The organism is Planosporangium spinosum, from assembly GCF_049999945.1.
Taxonomy (GTDB): domain Bacteria; phylum Actinomycetota; class Actinomycetes; order Mycobacteriales; family Micromonosporaceae; genus Planosporangium; species Planosporangium spinosum.
Genome location: NZ_JBLYUB010000007.1, coordinates 276,685 through 299,119 on the forward strand (window position 1 = coordinate 276,685; position 22,435 = coordinate 299,119).

30 protein-coding genes are annotated in these 22,435 nt (G+C 72.6%); 14 read left to right on the plus strand and 16 right to left on the minus strand.

From position 1 onward, the window contains the following. Positions 1–29: 29 nt before the first annotated feature. The 14 genes from ACNTMW_RS12815 to ACNTMW_RS12880 all read left to right on the plus strand — a co-directional run bounded on the left by ACNTMW_RS12815 (position 30) and on the right by ACNTMW_RS12880 (position 9,647). Complete coding sequence (locus ACNTMW_RS12815; protein ID WP_426633686.1) at positions 30–833, plus strand: replication-relaxation family protein; 804 nt, start codon at positions 30–32, stop codon at positions 831–833. Next, positions 821–1,843 (plus strand): C40 family peptidase, encoded by a 1,023-nt coding sequence (locus tag ACNTMW_RS12820; protein WP_426633687.1) that lies wholly within the window; start codon positions 821–823, stop codon positions 1,841–1,843. The genes ACNTMW_RS12815 and ACNTMW_RS12820 overlap by 13 nt, the downstream gene beginning before the upstream one ends. A 170-nt stretch (positions 1,844–2,013) precedes the next feature. Next, positions 2,014–2,379 (plus strand): hypothetical protein, encoded by a 366-nt coding sequence (locus ACNTMW_RS12825; RefSeq protein ID WP_426633688.1) that lies wholly within the window; start codon positions 2,014–2,016, stop codon positions 2,377–2,379. 395 nt (positions 2,380–2,774) lie between these two features. Then, on the plus strand, positions 2,775–3,941 hold the full coding sequence (locus tag ACNTMW_RS12830) for a MarR family transcriptional regulator (protein ID WP_426633689.1): 1,167 nt from the start codon (positions 2,775–2,777) through the stop codon (positions 3,939–3,941). Positions 3,942–4,028: 87 nt separating this feature from the next. After that, complete coding sequence (locus ACNTMW_RS12835) at positions 4,029–4,241, plus strand: hypothetical protein (protein WP_426633690.1); 213 nt, start codon at positions 4,029–4,031, stop codon at positions 4,239–4,241. A 50-nt stretch (positions 4,242–4,291) separates the two neighbouring features. Further along, positions 4,292–4,597: a hypothetical protein gene (locus ACNTMW_RS12840; RefSeq protein ID WP_426633691.1), complete on the plus strand. Its 306-nt coding sequence runs from the start codon at positions 4,292–4,294 to the stop codon at positions 4,595–4,597. After that, a complete protein-coding gene (locus ACNTMW_RS12845; protein ID WP_426633692.1) occupies positions 4,594–5,163 on the plus strand; it encodes a hypothetical protein in 570 nt (189 codons plus the stop codon). Before ACNTMW_RS12840 ends, ACNTMW_RS12845 begins: the two co-directional genes overlap by 4 nt. A gap of 170 nt (positions 5,164–5,333) precedes the next feature. Further along, positions 5,334–6,320, plus strand: coding sequence for a DUF932 domain-containing protein (locus tag ACNTMW_RS12850; protein ID WP_426633693.1), 987 nt, complete (start codon positions 5,334–5,336; stop codon positions 6,318–6,320). Between the two features lie 266 nt (positions 6,321–6,586). Continuing rightward, entirely contained in the window at positions 6,587–7,102 is a 516-nt protein-coding gene (locus ACNTMW_RS12855) for a hypothetical protein (protein ID WP_426633694.1), read from the plus strand. A gap of 79 nt (positions 7,103–7,181) precedes the next feature. Continuing rightward, entirely contained in the window at positions 7,182–7,655 is a 474-nt protein-coding gene (locus tag ACNTMW_RS12860) for a hypothetical protein (protein WP_426633695.1), read from the plus strand. Beyond that, on the plus strand, positions 7,652–7,981 hold the full coding sequence (locus tag ACNTMW_RS12865; protein WP_426633697.1) for a hypothetical protein: 330 nt from the start codon (positions 7,652–7,654) through the stop codon (positions 7,979–7,981). Before ACNTMW_RS12860 ends, ACNTMW_RS12865 begins: the two co-directional genes overlap by 4 nt. A gap of 23 nt (positions 7,982–8,004) precedes the next feature. Further along, on the plus strand, positions 8,005–8,424 hold the full coding sequence (locus tag ACNTMW_RS12870) for a hypothetical protein (protein ID WP_426633698.1): 420 nt from the start codon (positions 8,005–8,007) through the stop codon (positions 8,422–8,424). Continuing rightward, a complete protein-coding gene (locus ACNTMW_RS12875) occupies positions 8,421–8,792 on the plus strand; it encodes a hypothetical protein (protein ID WP_426633699.1) in 372 nt (123 codons plus the stop codon). The genes ACNTMW_RS12870 and ACNTMW_RS12875 overlap by 4 nt, the downstream gene beginning before the upstream one ends. Before the next feature lie 207 nt (positions 8,793–8,999). Further along, positions 9,000–9,647, plus strand: a complete 648-nt coding sequence (locus ACNTMW_RS12880) for a hypothetical protein (RefSeq protein WP_426633700.1) — start codon at positions 9,000–9,002, stop codon at positions 9,645–9,647. A 59-nt stretch (positions 9,648–9,706) separates the two neighbouring features. On the opposite strand, the gene ACNTMW_RS12885 is transcribed toward ACNTMW_RS12880, so the two are convergent. The 16 genes from ACNTMW_RS12885 to ACNTMW_RS12960 all read right to left on the minus strand — a co-directional run. Next, positions 9,707–9,877 (minus strand): hypothetical protein, encoded by a 171-nt coding sequence (locus tag ACNTMW_RS12885; RefSeq protein ID WP_426633701.1) that lies wholly within the window; start codon positions 9,875–9,877, stop codon positions 9,707–9,709. A 135-nt stretch (positions 9,878–10,012) separates the two neighbouring features. Then, complete coding sequence (locus tag ACNTMW_RS12890; protein ID WP_426633702.1) at positions 10,013–10,399, minus strand: DUF6907 domain-containing protein; 387 nt, start codon at positions 10,397–10,399, stop codon at positions 10,013–10,015. 51 nt (positions 10,400–10,450) lie between these two features. Next, positions 10,451–11,404 (minus strand): DUF2637 domain-containing protein, encoded by a 954-nt coding sequence (locus ACNTMW_RS12895; protein WP_426633703.1) that lies wholly within the window; start codon positions 11,402–11,404, stop codon positions 10,451–10,453. Then, positions 11,401–14,292 (minus strand): BTAD domain-containing putative transcriptional regulator, encoded by a 2,892-nt coding sequence (locus ACNTMW_RS12900; protein ID WP_426633704.1) that lies wholly within the window; start codon positions 14,290–14,292, stop codon positions 11,401–11,403. Before ACNTMW_RS12900 ends, ACNTMW_RS12895 begins: the two co-directional genes overlap by 4 nt. Before the next feature lie 38 nt (positions 14,293–14,330). Beyond that, positions 14,331–14,720, minus strand: coding sequence for a pilus assembly protein TadG-related protein (locus tag ACNTMW_RS12905; RefSeq protein ID WP_426633745.1), 390 nt, complete (start codon positions 14,718–14,720; stop codon positions 14,331–14,333). A 65-nt stretch (positions 14,721–14,785) separates the two neighbouring features. Next, positions 14,786–15,259, minus strand: coding sequence for a TadE/TadG family type IV pilus assembly protein (locus ACNTMW_RS12910; RefSeq protein WP_426633705.1), 474 nt, complete (start codon positions 15,257–15,259; stop codon positions 14,786–14,788). Next, a complete protein-coding gene (locus tag ACNTMW_RS12915; RefSeq protein WP_426633706.1) occupies positions 15,256–15,741 on the minus strand; it encodes a TadE family protein in 486 nt (161 codons plus the stop codon). Before ACNTMW_RS12915 ends, ACNTMW_RS12910 begins: the two co-directional genes overlap by 4 nt. An 8-nt stretch (positions 15,742–15,749) precedes the next feature. Beyond that, on the minus strand, positions 15,750–15,941 hold the full coding sequence (locus ACNTMW_RS12920) for a hypothetical protein (RefSeq protein ID WP_426633707.1): 192 nt from the start codon (positions 15,939–15,941) through the stop codon (positions 15,750–15,752). Between the two features lie 14 nt (positions 15,942–15,955). Further along, complete coding sequence (locus tag ACNTMW_RS12925; protein WP_426633708.1) at positions 15,956–16,087, minus strand: hypothetical protein; 132 nt, start codon at positions 16,085–16,087, stop codon at positions 15,956–15,958. Between the two features lie 67 nt (positions 16,088–16,154). Next, positions 16,155–17,051 carry a type II secretion system F family protein gene (locus tag ACNTMW_RS12930; protein WP_426633709.1) on the minus strand — a complete coding sequence of 299 codons (897 nt, stop codon included), beginning with the start codon at positions 17,049–17,051 and terminating at the stop codon, positions 16,155–16,157. Further along, on the minus strand, positions 17,048–17,944 hold the full coding sequence (locus ACNTMW_RS12935; protein WP_426633710.1) for a type II secretion system F family protein: 897 nt from the start codon (positions 17,942–17,944) through the stop codon (positions 17,048–17,050). The genes ACNTMW_RS12930 and ACNTMW_RS12935 overlap by 4 nt, the downstream gene beginning before the upstream one ends. Further along, on the minus strand, positions 17,941–19,365 hold the full coding sequence (locus ACNTMW_RS12940; protein ID WP_426633711.1) for a TadA family conjugal transfer-associated ATPase: 1,425 nt from the start codon (positions 19,363–19,365) through the stop codon (positions 17,941–17,943). The genes ACNTMW_RS12935 and ACNTMW_RS12940 overlap by 4 nt, the downstream gene beginning before the upstream one ends. Then, positions 19,362–20,174: a hypothetical protein gene (locus ACNTMW_RS12945; RefSeq protein WP_426633712.1), complete on the minus strand. Its 813-nt coding sequence runs from the start codon at positions 20,172–20,174 to the stop codon at positions 19,362–19,364. Before ACNTMW_RS12945 ends, ACNTMW_RS12940 begins: the two co-directional genes overlap by 4 nt. Positions 20,175–20,179: 5 nt before the next feature. Beyond that, positions 20,180–20,776 carry an SAF domain-containing protein gene (locus ACNTMW_RS12950; protein ID WP_426633713.1) on the minus strand — a complete coding sequence of 199 codons (597 nt, stop codon included), beginning with the start codon at positions 20,774–20,776 and terminating at the stop codon, positions 20,180–20,182. Between the two features lie 164 nt (positions 20,777–20,940). After that, complete coding sequence (locus ACNTMW_RS12955; RefSeq protein ID WP_426633714.1) at positions 20,941–21,780, minus strand: hypothetical protein; 840 nt, start codon at positions 21,778–21,780, stop codon at positions 20,941–20,943. Continuing rightward, positions 21,774–22,435: hypothetical protein (locus tag ACNTMW_RS12960; RefSeq protein ID WP_426633715.1), on the minus strand; the 662-nt coding region annotated here is incomplete at its 5' end. The genes ACNTMW_RS12960 and ACNTMW_RS12955, both read right to left, overlap by 7 nt.

The following is a 22,435-nucleotide window of genomic DNA, read 5'->3' on the forward strand; positions in this document are numbered from 1 at the left end:
CTTCCGGGGACCGCCTGACGGCGTCCATCGTGGCCGGCGAACTGACCCGGCTCACACCTCGTGACCAGCTCTTGCTCGACCTGCTCGACCAGCACAAGACCTTCACCACCGGCCAGCTCGTCGACGTCGCCTTCGGATCGGTCGGCCGCGCCCGCGCCCGGCTCAACACCCTGCTCGCCCGCGACATCCTCGACCGGTTCCGCCACTACCAGCGCCCCGGCTCGCAAGCCTGGCGGTGGACCCTCGGTCCGGTCGGCGCGGCCATCGTGGCGGCCGGACGCGGTGACACGCTGCCCCGCCCGGCCGCCGTGCGCGACGCCACGGCCCGACTCGCCATGTCCCCGACGCTGGCGCACCTGCTGACCGTCAACGGGTTCTTCGCGGCGCTGACCGCGCACGCCCGCACCCACGGCGGCCGGTTGGCGCGGTGGTGGAACGAGGCCCGGTGCCGGGAAGCGGTCGGCACGGTGGTCCGCCCGGACGGTCACGGCGTGTGGGACGACGGCGGCCGGGCGGTGCCGTTCTGGCTGGAGGCCGATCTCGGCACCGAAACGCTGGCGCGGGTCGTCGGCAAGCTAACCGGCTACGCCGCGCTCCTTCCGGCACGGGCGTATCCGGTGCTGTTCTGGCTGCCCACGGCCGCCCGTGAGGCCAACCTGCACGCCCATCTCGCCCGTACCGGCGTCCCGGCCGGGGTGAGCGTGGTGACGGCCGCCGCCGACACCGCGCCCGACGGCCCGGCCGGGGCGGTATGGCGCGTTGTCGGGCGGCCCGGCCGGGTCAGCCTGGCAGACATGCCCGCGTCGGGGGATGGTGCGCCGTGGGACGGATAGTCACCTGCGTAGCCGTGGCGGCCCTGGCGTTGGTGGTCCTGGTGGCCGCTGCCGCCGCCGGCATCATCGGGGCGATAGCCGGCACCGGCGCAGGGGTGACGTGCCGAGCGACCCTCGCCAACCCCGGCGCCACCCCGGCCGGGCTCACCGCCGAACAGACCCGTAACGCCGGGGTGATCGTGGCCGTCGGTCAGCGCATGGCCGTCCCGACACGCGGGTGGGTGATCGCGGTCGCCACGGCGCTGCAAGAGTCCAACCTGATCAACTCGCCAGTTGCCACCGACCACGACTCGGTAGGGCTGTTCCAGCAACGCCCGAGCCAGGGGTGGGGCACCGTGGACCAGATCATGAACCCGGACTACGCCGCGACGAAGTTCTACGAACGGCTCGTGCGGGTGCCGGGGTGGCAGGCCATGACGCTCACCGACGCGGCGCAGGCAGTGCAACGGTCGGCGTACCCAGATGCGTACGCCACGCACGAGGCGCGGGCGGCGGCCATCGTCGCCGCGTACACCGGCGGGATCACCTGTGACGGAGGCGCCGGGGGACCGGGCGGGGACCTTCCGAGCCTGCCGCCGGACTTCACGCTGCCGGCCGACACCCCGCCGCCGGTGGTGGTGGCCATCCGGTGGGCGTTGGGCCAGCTCGGCACCCCGTACACCTTCGGCGGGGACTGCACGGCCCCGCATTCCGGTGTCCCGTCGCACCAATGTGACTGCTCGTCGCTGATGCAACAGGCGTACCGGGCGGCCGGCATCGGGCTACCGCGCACCACCCACGAACAGGTCCACGCCGGTACGCCGGTGGGCAGTCTGGCCGATGTGCGGCCCGGAGACCTGATCCTGATTCCGGGTAGCGACGGCACCCGCGACGATCCCGGGCATGTGGGTATGGCGATCGGGTCCGGGTTGCTGGTGCAAGCGCCCCAAACCGGCGACGTGGTGAAGGTCAGCAAACTATCCGGGTGGGTGTCGGAGGTGGCCGCTATTCGGAGAATCGTTCCCCAATAACCGAGGCTCACCATGGACACGGAAAAGGCGGTGCGGTAAAGAGAGATTCCACACAGTCATCGACTTGACTTCATTGCCGGATCGAGCGTCCATGGACATGTAAGCAATTGCCGAACGAAAGGGGAAAGACAATGCCGACTACCGCCCCCGCAAGCGTTCGATTCGAGTCCGTGCGCGACGCCGTGAAGTTGGTAGCGGCTGACTGTGCCGCCCCGACGTTGGTCACGCTGATCGGCACTGGGGCCACGGTCACCGGCCGCGCGGAAGCGGTCCCCGGCGGTGCGCTGACCGCCGACGCGGCCGCCGCGACGCTTGCCAGCATGGCGTGGCTGATCGCCCGCCACCCCGGCATGTTCGGCGCCGACGTGGCCGGGTACGCCGTCGTCCTGCCCGGTGAGCGCGTCGCGTTCGCCGCTGACCGGGCCGGGCGCACCCACCACATTCAACTCCCTGGAGCCCCGACCGAGCCGCTACGCCGCGACCGGTGGGGCGGCATCTGTGACGGACTCATCGCCATGATCAATTCCGCGCGCTGACCCACCCCCGCCCCACCGTCACCCCGCGCCCGGCCGACCGGCCGGGCGCGGTGCGTTTCCGGGCACCCAAGACCCGGCCCGCCCACGGCCCCGTACGCCCCGTGCCCCGCCACGTCTATGTATCGCCACGCGCCCCCCATGGAAAGTCGTGCCACGGCGATTACAGGGCCACCAAATAGCGCCCGCACCGAAACGCCCCCCGACATCGAGACCGTAACGTCCCCCTGTTGGGGTTCCCGGAAAGAGTCATGAAAACCGGGATTGACAATCACCGGGCATCGAGCGTCCATGGACGTGGGCAACAAAAACCGCCCCGGCGAAACGCCAAAGTAAAGCGCACCGCATTAGCGGAATCGCTATTGCCAACCCCATTTCCGTACGGAGGTTTACCCGCCATGACCGCGCCCACCACCACCCCCGCCGCCGAGACCGTCGCCCGCACCCTGACCGCCTACCCCGACGGCATCACCGCCCGCGACCTCGCCGCCGCCGCCGGGGTCGGCAACTCCACCGCCGCCAAGATCCTCGCCGCCATGGAGACCGCCGGCACCGCCACCCGCACCGCCGGCACCGCCAACGGCAACCGCAAGGCCGCAGACATCTGGCGCCCCGCCACCGCCACCGCCACCGCCACCGAGGAGGCCACCGTGACCACCACCGACGAGACCACCGCAGCCGACGACGCGTCCCCGGCGACGGACGAGACCAGCACCGCCGACGACGCGGCCCCCGCGACCGGCGAGACCAGCACCGCCGACGACGCGGCGCCGGTGACGCTGGTCGAGGCGCCGGTGTCCGGGGCGCCGGTGTCGGGCGCACCGTCCGGCACCGGCGACCACCTGAAGATCGTGATGGTGGCCGGGGTGCTCGGTGACCACCCCGACGGGGTGAGCGCGGCCGACGTAGTCGAGCAGTCCGGCCTGCGGGCGGCGGTCGTGGCGCGGGTGCTGACCGCGATGGAGGTTGCTGGGGCGGCGGTGCGCAAGCCGGCCGACGGCCCCGACGGGGCCGACCTGTGGATTCGGGGTGAGGCGGACCTGAGCACTGTGGACCTCGCCAACGCGGCCCCGTACCGCGAGTGCGTGTGCACCTGCGGGCACCGGCACCGGGTGAGGACCGGCGTCGCGGTCACCACCCGTCGCACCGGCCGCACCACCGGCGAGATCAACAGTGACGGGTCGGCGAAGCTCGGCAAGAACGGCCTGCGCAACCTGGTCGAGGCGTTCATGCGCGACCTCGGCCCCGGCCACGACGTGACCCCGGGCACCGTCGGGCGGGAGTTGGGCGGACGTAGCTCGGGCGCGTGCGGCAACGCCATGGAGAAGCTCGTGGTCGCCGGGGTGCTGGTGCTGACCAGTGAGGCGCCGGTGAAGTACGCCCTCGCCGACGACGCGCCCGCCCCCACTGCCGAGGTGGCCGCGCTGATGGCCCGCCCGGTGATCAGCGACGACGACACCCCGGCGAGCACTGATGATGCCCCGGCCACCGACGAGGCCGCGACCACCGCTGACGCCCCGACCATCGACGAGGCCCCCGCCGAGCTGACCGCCGCCGGGCGATGAGCCGCCGCGCGCCGGGGCCGGCCTTCCCCGCCGGCCCCGGCGCGGCGCCCCGCTGTGACCACCGACCACCGCAAGGAGGAAGCCCCCATGACGACGACACCCGCCCCCGCCGCGTACACCCCGGCCCACGACGGCATGTGCCCGCTCGGCCCGCACCTGGTGTGCGCGGACTTCAACGCCATGCCGCAACGCATGTGGCGCACCGGCCGGCAGGACTGGCGGTGCGAGGGATGTGGCACGCCGATGACGCGCACGTTAACCGGCGGCCGGTGGAGCGCGTGGCGACCGGCGCACGACTGACCCCGATCCAGACCCACTCACCCGACCCACACCGAAAGGAACTCCCTCACATGACCACACCACCCCCGCCGCCCGGCACCAGCGCCCGCCCCGACGCGCCCGCCCCGACGGTCACCAGCCGGCCCGGCACGACCGCCCCGGTGTACCTGGTCGCCGGTGGCGACATGGTGGCCGTGTTCGACACCCGCGACGCGGCCGACATCATGGCCACCACGATGACCGGCGCCAACCTCGAACCGATCACCGCACGCCTGAGCGCGGTGGAATGGGACGAGGTCCGCGCGCGCCTGCTGGCGCGCGTGCCCGGCGTCACCATCACCGACACCCGGCCCGGACGCGCAGGCGGCACCCGGTGACCCGCCCACCTGGCACCGGCACCCCGGACGGCCCCGGCATCCCGGCGCGGCTGGCCGCACGGCCCCACGACGCTCGGCGCGGGTTGCCGATCCCGCCGGTCAACGTGCACCCGAACCCGTCCGGCGGCGCGCCGCACGTGGACTTCACCGCCATCAACACCACGACGGCGACCCGGCTCGCAGTCGAGCGGGGGTGCTCGCTGTGCGGCGAGCCGATCGGCTACTGGGTGGCATTCCTCGGCGGTCCCCGCGCCGCAGAGCTGATGCGCTACGCCGACCCGCCCGGCTGTGTCGAGTGCATGACGGCCGCGCTCACGCTGTGCCCGCACATCGCTCTCGCCCGGCACCGGCGCGTCCGCGCCGACGGGCCCGGAGCCGGGATCATCCCGCCCGGCTCGCACGGCGACAAACCCGACCGGTACCTGCTCGGCATCACCCGCTCCTACCGGACCCGCTTCATCCCCGAGTACGGCTTCACCGTGTACCTGCCGGCCCCGTTCAAGACCGTCCACGAGTACACCTACGGCCCGGACGGGCGCCTGAACCCTGACCCGGTAACCCGGTAGGGCACGCCGGCGGCGGGCGTCAGATTCGCCGCAGAAACCTCGATAGACCAGCCCGGATCGACTTGATCCACCCACCTAGGTAGGAAACATTGTTTGTGACGGCACGGCCGGGGTCGCAACCCCCGGCCCGCCGCCACCGATCGCATACGACGACCCGGAAGGAAGCACCCGTGGCACACGAACTCGAAACCCTCGCCAACGGCCAGACCGCCTTCGCCTCCGCCCGGCTGTCCGCCTGGCACCAGCTCGGCCAGATCACCGACGACTGCATGACCGCCGAGGAGGTCATGAGCAAGGCGTGGCTCGGCGGCTGGGAGGTCCGCAAGATCCCACTGCAGGGCATCGAGATTACCGACAGGGGAGTGACGAAGGTCGACTGCACCGACAAGTTCATGACCGTGCGCACCAACCCGGCGACCGGCGCCACCGAGTACCTCGGCGTCGTCGGCGACGACTACACCACTGTGCAGAACGAGCAGGTTGCCGAGGTGCTCAACCTGCTGGTGGACGAGTCCGGGGCGCACTTCGAGACCGCCGGCAGCATGCGCAACGGCCGCTCGGTGTTCGTGACCATGAAGCTGCCGACGAGCATGGAGATCGCCGGAGTCGACCGGATGGACCTCTACCTCGCGGCCACCACCAGCCACGACGGCACCGCCTCCCTGCGCGTGGACGCCACCCCGGTCCGCATCGTGTGCGCCAACACCCAGCGCATGGCCTACGAACGGTCGCAGGGCTCCTACACGTTCCGGCACACCTCGAACATCACCGCCAAGATCAGCGAGGCGCGGCAGGCCCTGCGCCTGGTGTGGAAGCACTTCGCCGCGTTCGAGCGCGAAGCCGAAAAGATGATCAACGAGACGCTCACCATGGGCGAGTTCGACAGGATCGTCGCCGAGCTGTGGCCGGTGGCCGAGGACGCCTCCGACACCGCGCGCAACAACGCCAAGCAGCGCACTGCCACGTTGCGCTACCTGATCCGCGACGCCGACACGCAGAAGGCGATCAAGGGCACCCGGTGGGCCGGCTACCAGGCCATCACCGAGTACCTCGACCACTACGCCAAGTCCACCAATGCCTCCGTGCGTGCCCGGCGCGCGGTCACCGGCGCGGGTGCCGACCTCAAGGCCCGCGCGTTCGAGCTGCTGGCGGTCTGAGTGGTGGCCCGGTATCGGGGCCGGCACCGTCAACGGCGACCGGCCCCGACACCGGCGGGCACCACCACCGCCGAGCGCGCCACCGTCGCCGAGCGGCCGGGCACCTCGGTCCGCTCCCACCCGGCCACGCGAACCGGCCCACGGCACCCGCCGGTGCCGCCTTCTGCCTGCCCCGGGGTGATCCCTACCCCCGGCCCGTCGGGCGCCGCCACGGCCGCACCGCACCTCGAACGCCTCGAACTCACTCCACCATGGAGGCCCCGTCCATGCCCACCGACCCCGCAACGGCCGTCGCCGCGACGCCGAACGCCGACGCTGTCCTGACCTCGATCACCGCACTGTGCGAGGCGTACGCGAAGGCGCACGTTGCCCGCACCGTCGCCGAGCACGCCACCACCATCGAAGAACGTGACCACCACCTCGCCCGCGCCCACTATTGGGACACCGAGGCCCGCACCCGATACGCCGCCATAGCCGACGCGGTGCAGGCAACACTCGCGCGGCGCGCCCAGGTCGAGGCGTTCCTGCCCGTCCGGACACTGCCCAACGGCCACGTCGAGATCCACGCCCGCGACCAGCACGCCCGCCCCGTGGTCGTCGCGCTCACCGGCGCGCAGGCCGTCACCGTCGGCGTGCACCTGACCGCGCACGCCGCAATCGGCCTCGACCGCACCGGCACCAACGTCGACCGCGTCCTGCCGCCAATACCCACCCAACCGCCGCCGGCCACCACCGGCGACTCCCCGGCCACCGGCCGCGCGCCCGCACCCACCCCGCGATGAACCAACACCGGGCGGTGCGGCACGACAGCCGCACAGCCCGGCCCGAGCCCTCCGACCACCCTCGCGATTGGGAGACCCTTTGACTACCGTTGAACGACTACTCACCCTCGCCACCGCGTATGCCGAGGCCGCCGCCCGCGCCGGCCGCAGCCAAGGGCTGACGCTGTCTACAGACACCGACGCGGACGAAACCGCCACCCGCGCCGAGACCCAGCGAGCGGACGCCGAGGTCGCACGCAGGCGCGCCGAGCTACGGACCGCGCTAGCGAAGGCGCTACGCCCCACCGTGCACGCCGTCCCCGACACCGAGCTACCCGTGTGCACCCACATCCGAGGCGTCATCGAGGTGCGCGGCACCTTCGACCGCGGCGAGCGAGGCGTACGGGTGCGTTACACCCCGGCCCAGGCACTGGCCGCCGGAGCCGCCCTGATCGCCTGTGCCGCCATCACCGACGACCGCGAGGGCGGCACGCTCACCGGCATCCTCGCCGCGTTTCCCGCCAACCCGCCCGCCGCTGGGACGGACACGCCCACGGTCGGGAGGCGGGCATGACCGACATCCCCGAGCCCGACCACCGGGTCGACGCCCTGCAGGCCATGCTCGACGGCCAGCGACTCGGCGCGGCCCTGCGCACCCTCGGTCTGGCCGCCCCCGCACTCGCCGACGTACTCACGAACCTCCACCTGCGCATCTACCCACGCCACCCGGAAGTCGGAGACCGCAGCGACTACGTCGTGCTCGACATCCACGGCGTGTCCATCGGCGTCAAACGCCGCGCGAGCGACCTCTATCTCCACGTCGACACCTCCGAGACCGGCGACCGCCTCATCGCCTTCGAGATCAACGGCGGCGGCGAAACCGACCACCCCACCTTCTGACCCTCCACGGACGGAGACCATCGATGCCCCTGACAACCCCGATCGGGATGGGCGACACCGCCCGCGTGGACCACCCCGAGCACGCCTTCGAACACCGCCTCGGCACCGTCATCGACTTCCGCCTCGACGGCGTGACCACATGGGTGCACTGGTACCGACTGCGGTTCCCAACCGACGACGAGCGCACCTACACCCCGGACAAGATCACGGCGTGCAGCCGGGACGACGACCGCGCCGCCCTCGTCACCAACGTGACCGCCGCTTGCCGCTTCCTGCGGGACGCGTGCCGCGTCGCGCACGACTACGACGACGAACTCAGCGCCGAGATCTTCGTCTACACCGCCAGCCTGATCGACACCGCCCGCACCCGCCTCGGTGTCACCCTTGACCCGGCGCGGCTATCCGAACCGGCCACCCTCGATCCCGAGGCAGGCCGGTCGTGACGCGCGGCTACACCCACGCCAAGGCCACCCACCACCCCGGGCCGGTATGCGGTGCCAACGACGGCTCGGCCACCCGGGTAAGCGACGACCCGCTCCAGATCACCTGCCCGGACTGCCCGGACCTCGTGTGGATCGAGGAACTACCCAACGACGCCACTGCGGGCGACCCTCGGGTGATCGAGGCGCTGCGCGAGGCCACGCGTGGCCACATGCGCAAGATCGACGGAGTGATCGTGGACGCGACCACCGCCGCCGCGATCCTGACCGTGTACGACGCGCTCAAGCCACCCACCCGGGCGAAACTGGCCGCCCTCGACATCGACCGGATGGCGCAGGTGGCGTGGCGGCTCCTGCGTCCCCACACGTAGGCGAGTCGGTGGCCGGCGGGCACACCCGAGGGTGTGCGCAACCCCGCCGGCCACCTCGCCCGGTCCCCGAGCCGATCACGGCCGACGACAGCCGCCTTTACCCGGCCGGGCGTGGCGCCGATCCTATGCGCAGCGCCGCGAGGCGGCGTCACCTCGACCCCGCTATCCCGGCACCGGGCAGCGCGCGGCCAGCAGGCGTGAGAGAAGATGACCACCGTGGCGCAACGCAAGATCGACGGACGAGTCGCCCTCGACCGGGCCGGAGTCGCCGCGCACACCGGCGCCGCGCGCACCACAGTCAATCACTGGCACCGCCACCGCGACCGGTTCGGCTTCCCCGACGGCTTCACTCACGACGGCGGGGAGTGGTTTTGGCTCGACGACATCACCGCGTTCCACGCCGCGCACCTGGCGAACAAGCGGGCCGAACTGACTGAGGTGGACCGTAGCGGCAGCCCGAACGAACTGGTCACCTCCGGCGGCGCAGCGGCAATCCTCGGCTACCGCTCGTACCGCAACCTGCCCGACACCCTGCTCGATCACCCCGACCAGGCCGAGGAGCTGCCCAGCGGGCGGATCCGCCGGCACTGGTACCGGCGGACCGTGTGGGCCGTCGCCGACGCGCGCACCGGGCGACAGTCCACCGGCCGCACGCCGGGCACGACCGGTCTGCGCAAGCCGCACCCGTACGCCGACGACCCGCGCCTGCAGGCCGCCGCCGAGCTGCTGGCCGAGGCGCAGGAGGCCGGGCGCGACCGGCGCGGCCTCGGCGTCGAGCTGGCCCGACGCCTCGGCATCCCCGAGCGCACCGCCCAGCGGCTACTCGCCGTCGCCGAGGCCGATCGACAGACCTGACTGTCAAGCACGCGAGGCGCCGCCGGCCCCCTCGCCCGGCGGCGCCTCAGTGTGGCGGGTTACTCCTCGTCGTCGTCCTGCGACGGCGCGGCCAGCACCGCAGGGACCTCCAACAGGTAGCGCAGCGCGCCGTCGATGTCGGTGCCCCGGGTCGCGGCCGTGCGGGCGAGGATGTCATACGCCTCGTCGCTGACCTCGATCGTGCGGGTGGCGGGCACGGACGATTCCATCTCAGTTCCTCCCGGTGATAGGGGCGGTGCCTGGGGATCGGGCATCCGCACCCCATCCATGCCGACCGTCACTGAGGCATCAAGCCGGGGCCGGTGGCGCACCAGTGCACAGCACGGCGAAGGCTACAGCGAGGGTCAGCGCGGGGTGGCGCCGTCCGGGTGCGCGGTTTCGGCGGTGACGGCGGCCCGCATGAGAGCGGCGGCGAGGGAGCGGGCCTGGCCGGGGCTAACGTTGAGCTGAAGCCGACTATCGTCGGGGAGGCTCACCTCGACGTAGGGGCGTTCCAGGTCGGCGGGATCGGTGCCGATCCACGCTGGTGTCTTGTCCCAGAACGCGACCCGCACCTGCGCATCGACCAGCTCGCACGCGTAGTCGTACACGGCCACGGTGGCGGCCGAGCCTCGGTGCAGCAGCGCGCCGGGAGGGTCGGTGTCGTAATGCGCACAGTCGACGCACCAGGGCGGGCAATGCGCCGGATGCGGCAGGCGCGCGGCACCACGCGCCGGGGCGAACTCGTCCATCGCGGTCTCCTAAAGTCCAAAAGAGACGAGGGTGCGAGCCAGTGCGCGCGGTCATACTGGCACCTTCGCAGGCGAACCGTTGACCGCCTCCTCCTCTCGGCGCAGCACTTTCAGCAGCTCCGAGACACGGTCGTTGCGGATGGCCGTACCGTTGCGCCGCAGCCGGCGGGCGAGGGCATCACGGCTGACCGCGCGACCTTCGCGGGCCAGCTCGTCGCGAGCGGCGCGGGCGGCTGGCAACAGCGGCACGAGGTCCGCCGCGAGATCCGCACCATCGTCGAACTCGTTTCCATCGTCGGCCTCGGTGTCCTCGCCGGTTTCCGCGCTCGCGTCCGGGTCGGCGTCCGCCTCCGGATGCGAGGCGGCGTCGCGTGCCGCCGCAGACTCGGGCGTCGGATCAGTGTCGGAGGTGAGGGGGCGTCGGTCGTCGTGGGCACCCTCGGCCTGCTCGTCGGATGCGGGCACGGTCGGCGGCACCGCCGTCGGTGTCGCGCTGGTGGTGTCCGGTGCCGGTGCCGTCGGGGCAGTTGCGGTCACGGTCGCTACGGCGGACACCGTCGGGTCAACGGCCACGGGCACCGGTACGACGGGCGCCGCTACCTCAGCGGACGCGGAGTTGCGGCGGCGGCCAGAGAGTTCGACCAACGAGACCGACGCCACCACGATCAGCCCGTCCACCGACAGCGGCAGTAGGTAGGGGACGGCGCCGATCTCACCGTAATGAGCCACGACCCCGACCATATGCAGATAGCTCACATACGCGGCGATGCCAGCGATGGCCGTGGTAGCGGTGATCCGCAGTGCGCCGAGGCCCTTGTGGTAGATCGGGATGCGCGAGACCAACTCCACTGTGATCAACAGGGCGAGGGGCGGCCACGCCGCGATGGCCTGCGAGATCGGATTGTCCTGGGCATGCAACACGTTTGCAGTCACGGACGCGGACACCCCGAGCGCGAGGGTCAGGCGCACCACCCATTGCAGCCGCCGCAGCCGGGCTTGCGTCATCGGCGCTCTCCGGCGGTAGCGGGTCGGAGCTGGCGTTCGGCGACGCGGCGGGTGGCCTCCGACGGCTCGGCGTCACCCAACTCCGCGAGGCGTTCTTCCAGGCGGCGCAGGGTGCGCCGGACCGCGTCGGGCCGCTGCGCTCGGCCGTGGATGCGCATGATGCGCTGGTACAGCTCCTCGTTGACCGGGTCGAACTCCAGGGCGCGTTCGAGGGCGGCAACCGCCTGGTCGGGGTGGTCGGCCTCGGTGATCTCGGCGATGCGGGCGTATACGGCGAGGATCTGGTGGCGGTAGGTGGTGGCGTGGTCGGTGATCCAGGTGTGGTCGTGGCCGTCGGCGAAGTCGCCTGTGTACAGCTCGGCCGCTTCGCGCAGCGCGGTGAGCGCGGTGGTGTCGTCGTCGGCGGTGTTCGCGGCCTCGATGGCGGTGAGCATTTGCCACAGGTCCACGGCGATGAGGTCCGGGTCGAGGCGGTAGCGGCCGGTGGCGGGGTCGTAGACGACGAACATGGCCTCGGTGTTGCCGGTGGCGGTGCGTAGCACTCGGCGGATGGTGCTGATGTCGGTGCGGATGCGCTTGCCGGCGGTGGCCGGGTCGGTGTCGGGGTGCAGGTCGGCGGCGAGTTGGTCGAGGGTGCGCCCGCGCGGGTGCACGGCCAGGGAGGCGAGGACGATGTAGGAGCCGCTGCGCATGCCGGTGGCCACCGGCCCGGTCTCGGTTTCGACCAGGATCGGGCCGAGCACCCGTAGCCGCACCGGAGCGGGCCTGCGGGTGGCCTGGGCGGGAACCGGCTCGGCCACCTCGGCGGACGTAGCGCTGCCGGCTGAGGCGCCACCGGCCGGGTCGAGGTCGATGTCGTGGCCGGGCTCCGGGCGCGGGGCGGCGTCGGTGAGCATTCCGAGGACGGCGGCGAGGTCGCCCGTCGCGAGGGTGGACAGCCGCGCCAGTCCGGCGGCGTCGTCGCCGCTGGTGGTGCCGTCGGCGGCGACGTCGACGGTGGGGATGCCGTCGAGGCCGCCGAGGATGACCGGGTGCAGGTGCAGTGCGGCGCGGTGCGCGCCGACCGCGCGCAGGCGGGCGGCGTGCCGGGTGGTGGCCTCGATGAGCAGCACGTACGGCGGCTGGGCTTCGGCGTGGTCGGTGCGGGCGTTGAGTGCGGTGATGGTGTCGACGTCGAAGGTGTCCAGCAGCCGCCGCCGCACGATCATCTCCTCCTCGGCGTGGGTGACGGCCGCGGCGACCTCGTCGAGGATGATGAGGCGTTCCCCGTCGAAGCTGGTGGCGTCGGGATCGAGGCCGACCAACGGCGCACCGGCGGGCAGCAGTCGGGCGAGGACGTCGGCGGTGGTGACCACCACCGGCCGTGCCTCGGCGGCCTGCGTGGCGCCGGTGGCGAGGGCGGCGGCCAGCACCGCGCGGGCGGCCGGTTCCGCGCCGTCACCGGTCAGGGCGAGGCCGGGGCCGGGCAGGTCGAACAGACTGACCTCGGTCCCGGCCGCGTCGATGCCGATCGGGGCGGGCACCGGCGGGGCCGGGGGTCGGTGCGGAGGGTGGTCCTCGGCGCGCAGATGGCGGGCACCGATCGTGTCGACCACCGCGAGAGGCTCGGGCACCGGCGTGGGCTGTGCCTTGATGCGGGCCGCGATCGGGAAGCTCAGCCGGGCGCGGCGTCGTCGTTGCAGGCGCAGCAGCGACGCTACGGCCGCGATGAGGGCGGCCAGGCCGAGGCTGATCCACCCCTGCGACGGCAGACTGATCCCCGTCTCGTCGTGGTCCTTCCCGGCCTCGCTGTCGGGTGCGGCGGGCTCGGTAGCCGGTGGGCTGCTGTTGGCTGGTGTGGTATCGGCGGGACTGGTGGACGGGGCGACGCCGCCGTTCGCGGCGGCGGGCGTCGACGGTGCCGGAGTGGCCGGGGTCGACGGTGCGAGCGACGCCGCGCCCGGCGCTGACGGCGCGGGGGCGGCCTGCCTCGGAGTCGGGTCGGCCGCGCCTGCGTTGGCAGGGGCTGGGGCAGCGGGCGCGGGGGCGGCGGGTGAAGCCGCCTCGGGCTGCGCCGGTGCGCCGTCGCGGGCCGGCAGGGCGAGAACCCACCCGACGTGGATTTCATCGGGGTCGGTGAGGGTGTAGCCGTTGGCCTGGAGGTGGCCGCGGTTGAGGGTGTAGATCTCGCGCCAGCGGTGCGGGTCGCCGAGCTTGTCTGCGGCCAGGTCCCACAGGTTGTCTCCGGCGACCACACGGTGGACTCCGCCCGGGGCGTCGCGCGCCCACCCCGGCACGTCGCCGTCGCGGTGGTCGGCGGAGACGACCGGTACCGCCGTGGCGGCCGGGGCGTGCACGGTGATGGCCGGGCGCGGACCGGTGTGCGCGATGGGCGCGGCGGCCGGTTGCGCGGTGGCGACGGCCACGGCCGGGCGACGCGCGGCGGCGTCAGCGGCAGCGGCGGCGCTGGTGGTGCCCGCGCTGGTGACGGCGCGGGCGGCGTCGAACAGCACCGCGCCGATGATGGAGCCGACCAGCACGGCGGCCACCCAGCGGATCGGGCCGCGCCCGGTCACTGGTGTGTGGAACTGACCCCGGCGGGCGGCGGCGGTGGCCGCGCTCGCCTCGATGACCTCGACGACCACGTGCCGGACGAAGACCAGCCACAGTACCCAGCCGATCGAGGCGAGCAGCCCGAGGATCATCTGGTCCGACCAGGGGTTCGTCAGCGCGGCCGACACGTCGGCCAGGTCGGGAATCTGGGCGGGCTGGGGCCAGCCGAGCCAACCCAGCGGCCACCCGGCCGAGACGGTCAGCAGCCAGGGCACCCCGGCGACGAAGCCGGTCAGGACGGCGAGGGCGGCGACGGCCCGCAGTAGCCGGCCGACGGCGACGAGGGCGCGCACCATGCTCGCAGGTCTCCTTCGGAGGTCGGGTGGTGGTCGGGTCAGGTGTTGGGGCCGGTGACGCCGTGCACGGCGACGGCGGTCGCCGTCGCGGACACGTGCAGGTCGCGGACGCCGACGAGTTGCAGGATTTGCGTGCGGATCGTTCGGTGCACGGTGACCGTCACGGTGGTGGCCGTGGCCGAGGCATCACCGGGGACACCGGCCGCCGACAACCAGGAGCGGGCGGTCGAGGCGGCACGGGTCGGGTCGAGCTGGGTGACGCCGCGGGTGCGGTAGGCGTACAGGTCGAGTTGCTGCGCCCCGGCGCGGGCGGCGGCCTGCGCGGTGTCGAGGGCCTGCACCTTGGCCGAGATCGCCAGGCCGGCGTCGAGCACCAGCCCGGCCACCGCGACCAGCGCGACGCTGATCAGCACCACGAACGGCGTCACCTGCCCGGCGTCACCGCTGCCGATACGCTGAAGCACCCACCGGCCCAGGGCACGGATGCGGGACTTCACGAGGCGTTTCCTCTCCACTGGTCAACTGGCGACGTCGCGGCCGACTCCACGACGCGGCTGCCGGGCACCCCGAGTAGGAGAAGATCGGACAGTCGGACCCGGCACGAGACGGTGACGGTGACCGCTCCACCCGGCCGCAACCCACCCGTACTCACCTGTACGTCGGTCTGCTGGCAGGTCACGCGCCGGGCGGCGAGGGTGTCGCGGGCGGTGCGCTCGGCGTCCACCACGGCCGCCGGCTGGGTACGGGCGATCGACCCGGAGCGGGCGCCGCTACTAGCGGCGGCGTCCACGTCGATCTGTGCCGAGGCCAGGCGGCCACACAGCACCACGAGCAGCAGAAACATGACCAGTAGCGGGGTGAGCAGCGCCAGCTCGGCGGTACTCGCCCCGGCATCCGGTGTGCTGATGAGTACCCGCCATCGAGAGGAGATGGCGGCGGATGGTGACCTGCGATGTGTGGAGATCATTGTGCGTTCCCTGGGGTGGTCCATCGCTCGACCGGACGCACGACCACGACGTTGACGCGCCAATGGAAGCCCGGAACGACGGTGGCTGCGGAGCCTGTGATCTCGGCGCGGACCTCGGTGGCGGTGCGGGTGACCGACACCGACGGGTTGGCCAGCACGCCGGAACCGACCGCGGTCAGAGTGTCGCCGCCAGCGGCCCGGCCGGCGGCGGCGCTGGACTGGTAGCCGGCGGCGGTGCTCGCGGCCCGGGTGGCGGCGGCTTGCGCGACGTGGGTGGCGTGCATCCACACTCCGGCCTGGATGACGGTCATGACGATGAGCAGCAGCAGCGGCATGGCAACGACCAGCTCGGCGGTTGCCGCGCCCACGTCCGGGCGAGCGGCGGCGCGCCGCCACCGGACGCGTAGCCACCCTGTCGCGCCACGTGCAGGGGAGGACGGGCGCGCGGCACGGCGGTTTCGGGAGATGGTCAGCAGTGGCATGGCAGCGGTCAGCCGAGGTTGATGCTGTTGGCTTTGCTGGAGACCTTGGCCGCGATGATGCCGATGACGACTAGTGCGAGGGCGACCAGCAGCGCGGTGACCAGGACGGCCTCGGTGGAGTAGCCGCCGTCCTTGGTGTTGCGCACCTGGTTCCAGCGGTGGCGGATCTCGGCGGTCAGGTAGCTCAGCAGTGCGGGCATGGGGTGCTTCTCCTTCAGGTGCGGGCCAGTGCGGACGGGTGGCGGTCGTGTCGTGGTGAGGCGCACTGGGCGACGAGCACGGCGCCCAATCCGAGGGCGAACACCGCCGCCGTCACGGCGGGGAGGATGCGGGTTTCGGTACTCACGTCGGGCCTCCTTCCAGGTGAGCGGAGCGGACAGGTTATGGGTGGGGATGGGCGAGTTCACGGGGACCTAGAGGCCGCTGAGGACGGCCGCCAGGGCGGGATAGCCGAGGAAGATGAGGAACCCACCGAACAGGGCGACGATGGGCAGGCTCATGCGCTCGGTCGCGGCGTTGGCCTCGCCCTCGGCGTCGGTGAGTTGCCGGTCGCGCATCGCCACCGCCCGTGAGCGCAGCGACGCGCGCACCCGGGCACCTTCGGTGCCGGCCATGCCCACGGTCGCGGCGAGCTGCTGCAACTCGGCCACCGCGAGGCGCCGACCGAGCACGGCGAGGATGTCCCACGGCGGCACCCGCGCCAGCCGGGCCTCGGTGAGCGCGTAGCGCAACTCGGAATAGGCAGGTCCGGACCCGACCGCGGCGGCCTCATCGAGGGCCTGGTCGACGCCGGACCCGGCCGCGAGGCTGATCACCACCAGGTCCAAAAAGGAGCTGAGGGCGTCGCGGAACGCCGCCCGGTGCTTGGCCGCATCCGAGCGGACCGCCAGCTCCGGGACGGCGAATCCGGCCGCCCCCAGCACGAGCGACGCCACCGCCGGCATGGTGAACCCCGGGGCCATCCCGGCGAAGGCGAGCAGGGTGGCGACCACCGGCGGCACCAGCAGCCCGAACACGGCGGCGGTCGCCTGCTCGGCCAGGTGCACGTCGATCGGCTTGTCCACCGTCGCCAAATCGCGGCGGGTGCTCGCGGTGGGCAGGCCGAGACGGCGCAGCCGCTGCACTGCCGGGCGGCCCCACCGTCCGGCCCAGCCGGAGGCGGCGTCGGCGGCCTCGGCTTGGGCGCGGCGGGCCAGCCCGTACGGAGCGTCGAGCGCCTTGTCGAGGCGTGGCGGGCGGGGTGCCCAGCCGACGACGAGCAGCCACAGCCCGATGCCGGTGCCGGCACCGAACAGCAACGCTCCGGTCATGACAGCACCACCGCCTCGGCGTCCGTGCCGTCGGCGACGCCCTGCAAGATCCGGGCGGTGTCGCGGTCACGCATCAGCCGGGCCAGCCAGAAGAACGCGAACGCGAAGCAGCCGCCGGCGGCCAGGAGGACGAGCTGCCCGGTCGCGGTGTCGAACGGCGCCAGGTAGCCCCGGTTGATCAGTGTGAGGACGCCGGCCATGGCCAGGGTGGCACCAACGATGACCCGCGCGGAGGTGCGGTTGCGTTTGCGGCCGGCGGCGATGCGCTGGCGGGAGGCGACTTTGGCCCGCGCGGACGCGGCCAGCTCGCCGAGCACCTCGCCGAGCTGCCCGGCGCTGCCCCGTGCGGCCATCAGCAGACCGGCCACGACGAGGTCGGCGGTGGGGTCGGCCAGTTCGGCGGCGAACGCGCGCAGCGCCGCCGGTAGCCGCCAACTGCGCTGTAGCCGCAGCGCCAGCCGGGTCACCTCCTCGCGGATCGGCTCGGGAGACTCGATGGCGCTGGTGGTGATGGCCTGCTCGAGCCCGGCCGCGCCGGACAGGTTGTCGCGCAGCGCCTCGGTCCAGGCGGCGATGGCCTCGATGCGGGCGACCCGGCGGGCGTGGTCGCGGTCCGGACCGATGACGGCCGGTAGCACCCACGCCCCCACGACGGACAGCGCCGCCGCGACCGGCCAGCGGGTCACCACGGCCACGACCACACCCACAGCCAGGCAGAGGGCCACCCGGCGGCGGTCGACCGGCCCACGGGCCGAGGTCAACCTCGACAGCCACGAGTCCGTTTCGAGGTCCGCGGGCCCGTCGTCACGCCCGACCAGCCCCAGCCACACCAGGACCACCCCGACCGCCGTACCCAGCCCCAGCAGCGCGGCCAGGGGCACGGTCAACGTCATGACGCCCACCCCCCGCCCGCAGCGGTGCGGGCCTCGTCCAGCACCCGGGGGTCGAACCCGTGCTCGGCGAGCATCGTCAGCAGTCCGGTCGACGGCGGCGCACCAGGGACCGCCCGCCCGTCGGAGCCGGGCCGGAAGACCTCGTTGGAGGCGACCGACAGGCCGTCGGCGTCGACCACCTCGCGTACCGAGGTCACCACGCGGCGGCCGGTGTCGGTCAGGCTGAGGTGTACCACCAGGTGCACCGACTCGGCCACCAGAACGTTCGTGGTGGCCGGGTCGAGACGCTGCGGGGCCTGCGCGGCGTAGAGGACGAGCTTTTTGAACACTCCGGCCGACGACGAGGCGTGGATGGTGCCCAACGAGCCGTCGTTGCCCTGGCTCATGGCGTTGAGCATCGGGATGACCTCGTGGCCGCGGATCTCGCCGACGATCACCCGGTCCGGCGACATCCGCAGCCCTGAGCGGAACAGCATGCTCATGTCGATGGCGCCCTCGCCCTCGACGTTGGCCTCCCGCGCCTGCAGCGCCACCACGTCCGGGTGCAGCGCCTTGTCGGCGTCCAGGGCCAGCTCGTAGGTGTCTTCGATAGTGACGATCCGCTCCTGCGGACCGATCGTCGACGCCAGCGCGCGCAGGAGCGTGGTCTTGCCGGCACCGGTACGCCCGGCGATGAGCGTGTTCAACCGCGCCCGCACCCCGGCGGCCAGGAGCTCGCGCAGCACCGGGTTGAGGGTGCCGAGCTGCTCCAGGTCGGCGAGGGTGACCTTGACGTAGCCGTGGCGGCGGATCGACAGCGCTGGCCGTTTCGTCACCGACATGATTGCGTGCAGCCGGGAGCCATCCGGCAGCTGAAGGTTGAGGATGGGGGAGGCCCGGTCCCAGCGGCGTTCCTCGGCGCCCTCGCCGCCGGTCTCGGCGCGGCCGGCGTCGGCCGCCAGTCGGCGGATCAGCTCCACCATGTCCGCATCCGAGTCGGCGATCGGGGCAACCTGCACGCGGGTGCCGTCGGCGTAGCGCACGAACACCTGGTCGAAGCCGTTGGCGTGAATCTCCTCCACCCGCTCGTCGGTGAGCAGCGGCTGCAGGCCCCCGGCGCCCAGCAGCATGTCGGCCACCGCCCGCGCCACCCGCGACTCGACGTCCGGGCGAAGCGGCGGGCGGCCGGCGTTCATCTCGGTCGTGGCATAGGCGTCGAGCGCTTCGGTGATCAGCCGGCGGGTCGTCGCCTGCTGTTCGGCGGCCGACATCACCGCGCCGGTGGCGGTCTCGTGGGCCCGGGTGGCGCGGGTCAGCCGCTCGGCTACCTCGCGGCGGATGCGGCGCACCACGGTGATCTCGCTGGCGTCGCCTGGAACCTCGGGCGTCAAGCCCTCACGCCGGTTGCCGTCCGGCGGCAGTGGCTCGAAGGGGTAGCTCATCCGATGGCCTCCTCACGGGTGTGGTCCGGGTACGCAGGTGGGGCGATGGTCAGGTGCGGGGCGAGGTCGGCGAGCAGGTCTGCGTAGGCGCGCATCAGCGGCAGCCGCCGCCAGCGCCGGCCCGCGAGCAGCTCCCCGCCGAGCACCGCCGCGGCCTTCCGGTTGGCGGGCAGCGGCCCAAGCACGCCGAGCGCGCTCGGGTCGCGGGCCAGTTCCTCGACCAGGTACGTCGACAGCACCTCGGCCACGTCGGCGGCCGGGTAGACGCCCCCGGCGGCGAGCAGCACCACCAGCCGGCCCGTGCCGACATCGACCAGCTCGGCGAGGTACTCGCGCAGATGTGCCAGCTCGTCGGTGCGGGCGCGCGTCATCACCAGCACCACGTCGGCCAGGCGCAGCAGCGGCCAGACCGGGGAACCGGAGGCGAGTCGACCGCAGTCGGCCATGATGAGCCGGTTGGGTGTGGTCAGCACGCTGCGCCCGGTGCCCGTCAGTTCGGGCAGCGCGGCGCGGGTCTGCGCTCCGCCCGCCGGGGCCACCACTACCGGCACCGCCACGTCACCGATCACCACCGCCTGTTGGCCAGCGGCGAAAGCGTCCTCGGCATTCGTGGCGCCCCGGGCGGCGGCAGCCAGGTCCACCAGACTCGGCGCGGCGGCTAGGTCGAGGCGGCGCATCAGGTCCCCGCCTGCCGGATCAGCCTCCATCACCACCGCCTGCGCCTGGGCCGGGGCGACGGCGGCCAACCCGAGCGCGGTCGTCGTCGCCCCGGGACGGCCCTTGACGTAGGTCACGGCGAGCAGCGGCATGTCAGTCACCCCCCGTCCGGTGCGGTCTGCATCAGCACCACACCCCCGGACGGGGCAGCCGCCAGTCGAGGCGCGTCCGAGGCGTCCAGCAGCAGCGTGATCACGGTCGCGCCCTGGCCGTCACCGGCGAGGTCCACCCCGAGCACCACCGCCGGTAGCCGGACCGGGGCCGAGCTGCCCGCCGAGCCGGGCGCCGGGGCCGGCTGCCCGGTGCCGCCTACAGCGGCGGACACGTACACCGCTACTCGGGCCCCGGTAGCCAGGCCCTGCGGGTACTGGCCCGGCTTGAGCGCCAGGGAGGCGGCCACCTTCCCGGGCGGCGGGAACGCCGCCTCACCCACCAGCGATGGCGTGAGCAGCGTGCCCGGCAGCAGCGGCACCACGGCCGTCCGGCCGACCACCCGCGCGGCCTGCGCCGCCGGGATGAGCTGTACCCCGGAGTCTCGCGCCGCCGAGACCTGCTTCAAATCGGCAGCGCCGATGGCCTGCCCGGCCGCCACCGACCGCGCCACGGCGAGCACCTGGACCCGGTCCCCGAGGCGCACCGCCCCGTAGGCGTAGCCCAGCACGCACACGACGACCAGCAGGCCGCCCAATGCCACGAACGGCAGCCGGCGACGCGGCCGGGCCGCCCGCCACGGTCCCCGCCCCGCACGCGGCGCGGGGACCTGGGGGCGATCTTCCAAACCTGTTTTTGGGCGCACGGAACCTAGCGCCATGACCAATGTCCTCCCCGACGTGGCGCTTCTGTGAGCGAGTTGCTTGGTTAGCGGCTGATGACCGCCTGCGACTCCTGAACGCGGGTCTGGATCTGACCGGTCGTCGTCAGCCCCGGCACCGTGCCGGACTGACCCGCACCCGCCCAGGTCACCTCCCACATCACCGTCACCGTCACGGTGTACGTGCCGGCGGGCGCGCCGGCCGACGAGCGCCGGTAGACGTAGCCGCAGTCCGGCGAGGCCGCCGCCGGGTCGGTGCCCGGCGCCCACGCCGTGCCCGGCCCAGCACAGGTCACGGACCCACCGTCACCCATCGACCAGGCTGCCCTCACCGGCCGCGCGGTCGCCGTCACCGACACCCCAGGCACCGAGGCGGTGGCCGACTGCTGCCGCCACGACGCCGGATCGAGGGTCAACCACACCGGCAGGTTCGCCAACTGGTCATCCGGCGGATTGAGACGGATCACCACCGCCGGCAGCGCCAGCTTCGCCCGTGCCTGCCTGGCCAACACCTCCGGCGACACCACCGGAGGAGCACCCGCCATCCACACCAGGTCCGCGTTGTCGGGCTGAGCGCTGCACACCTTCCAGTACCACTGGCCCTGCCCTGATGGCTGCCCACCGAACGCATCGATGATGTCCGGCGACGGGTCGGCCGGCTTGTAGGAGCAGCCGTCCCCGCCACTGTCACCGGTGCCACCGCCGCCGGCCGAGCCGCCGGTCGACCCGCCGGTGCCCACGTTGATGTCGCAGGCTGGTCGTGGGTCACTCTTGGCGCACTCCACCTTCCCGCTACCGTCGCCAGCCCACGCCGGCGCTGAAACCGGGGCGCTGGCTAGCAGAACGGCGAGGACTGCCAGCAGCAGCAACGTCCGCCGACCTAGCATGTCCCTGACTCCTCCAAGATGAATGAGCTGACCTTCCACGTGCCATCGGAGAGCTTCACCGTCGCGGTGGTCCGGTGCTTGCCGCCCGGTTTGTCATCCCACAGTTCCCCGGACGCCTTGTACTCCAGCCACTTCGTTGAATCGACGCAGTCCAGGACGGTCACCTCCGTAGGTGCTTGTGCAGGCTTGGCATCGGTCACCTTGGGATTGAGTACGACGTCGCCCTTCGTGACCTTCCCCTGGCTGCGATCGGCGTAGAGCCCGCTGGCGATCAACCTCAATGCCTGACCTGAGGCGTACTTGCCCAGGTCCGGCGCGTCTGGGTCGGACGTCTTCGCCGCCTCCACGAACGCGTTCCACATGCCGCGGTACGCGGTCAGCGCGTCCCGCGCAGCGGCAGCACTCGGCCCCAGACTCGGCGTCGCCGACGAAGCTGCCGAGGGGGTCTTCGTTGGCGTGTCACCGGACTTGCCGGACTGACAACCCGCGCCGAGTAGCACAATGCCGGCAACTACACCAACAAGAACCCTGAGGTGTACTAAGGATCTTGGACACGTCCTCCGACCTGAGAGGATGAGTCCATGCCCGAGCAGCGTCGCCGGTACAGTCCACAGTTCAAAGCCGAGGCCGTGCAGATGGTGATCGAGACCGGCAA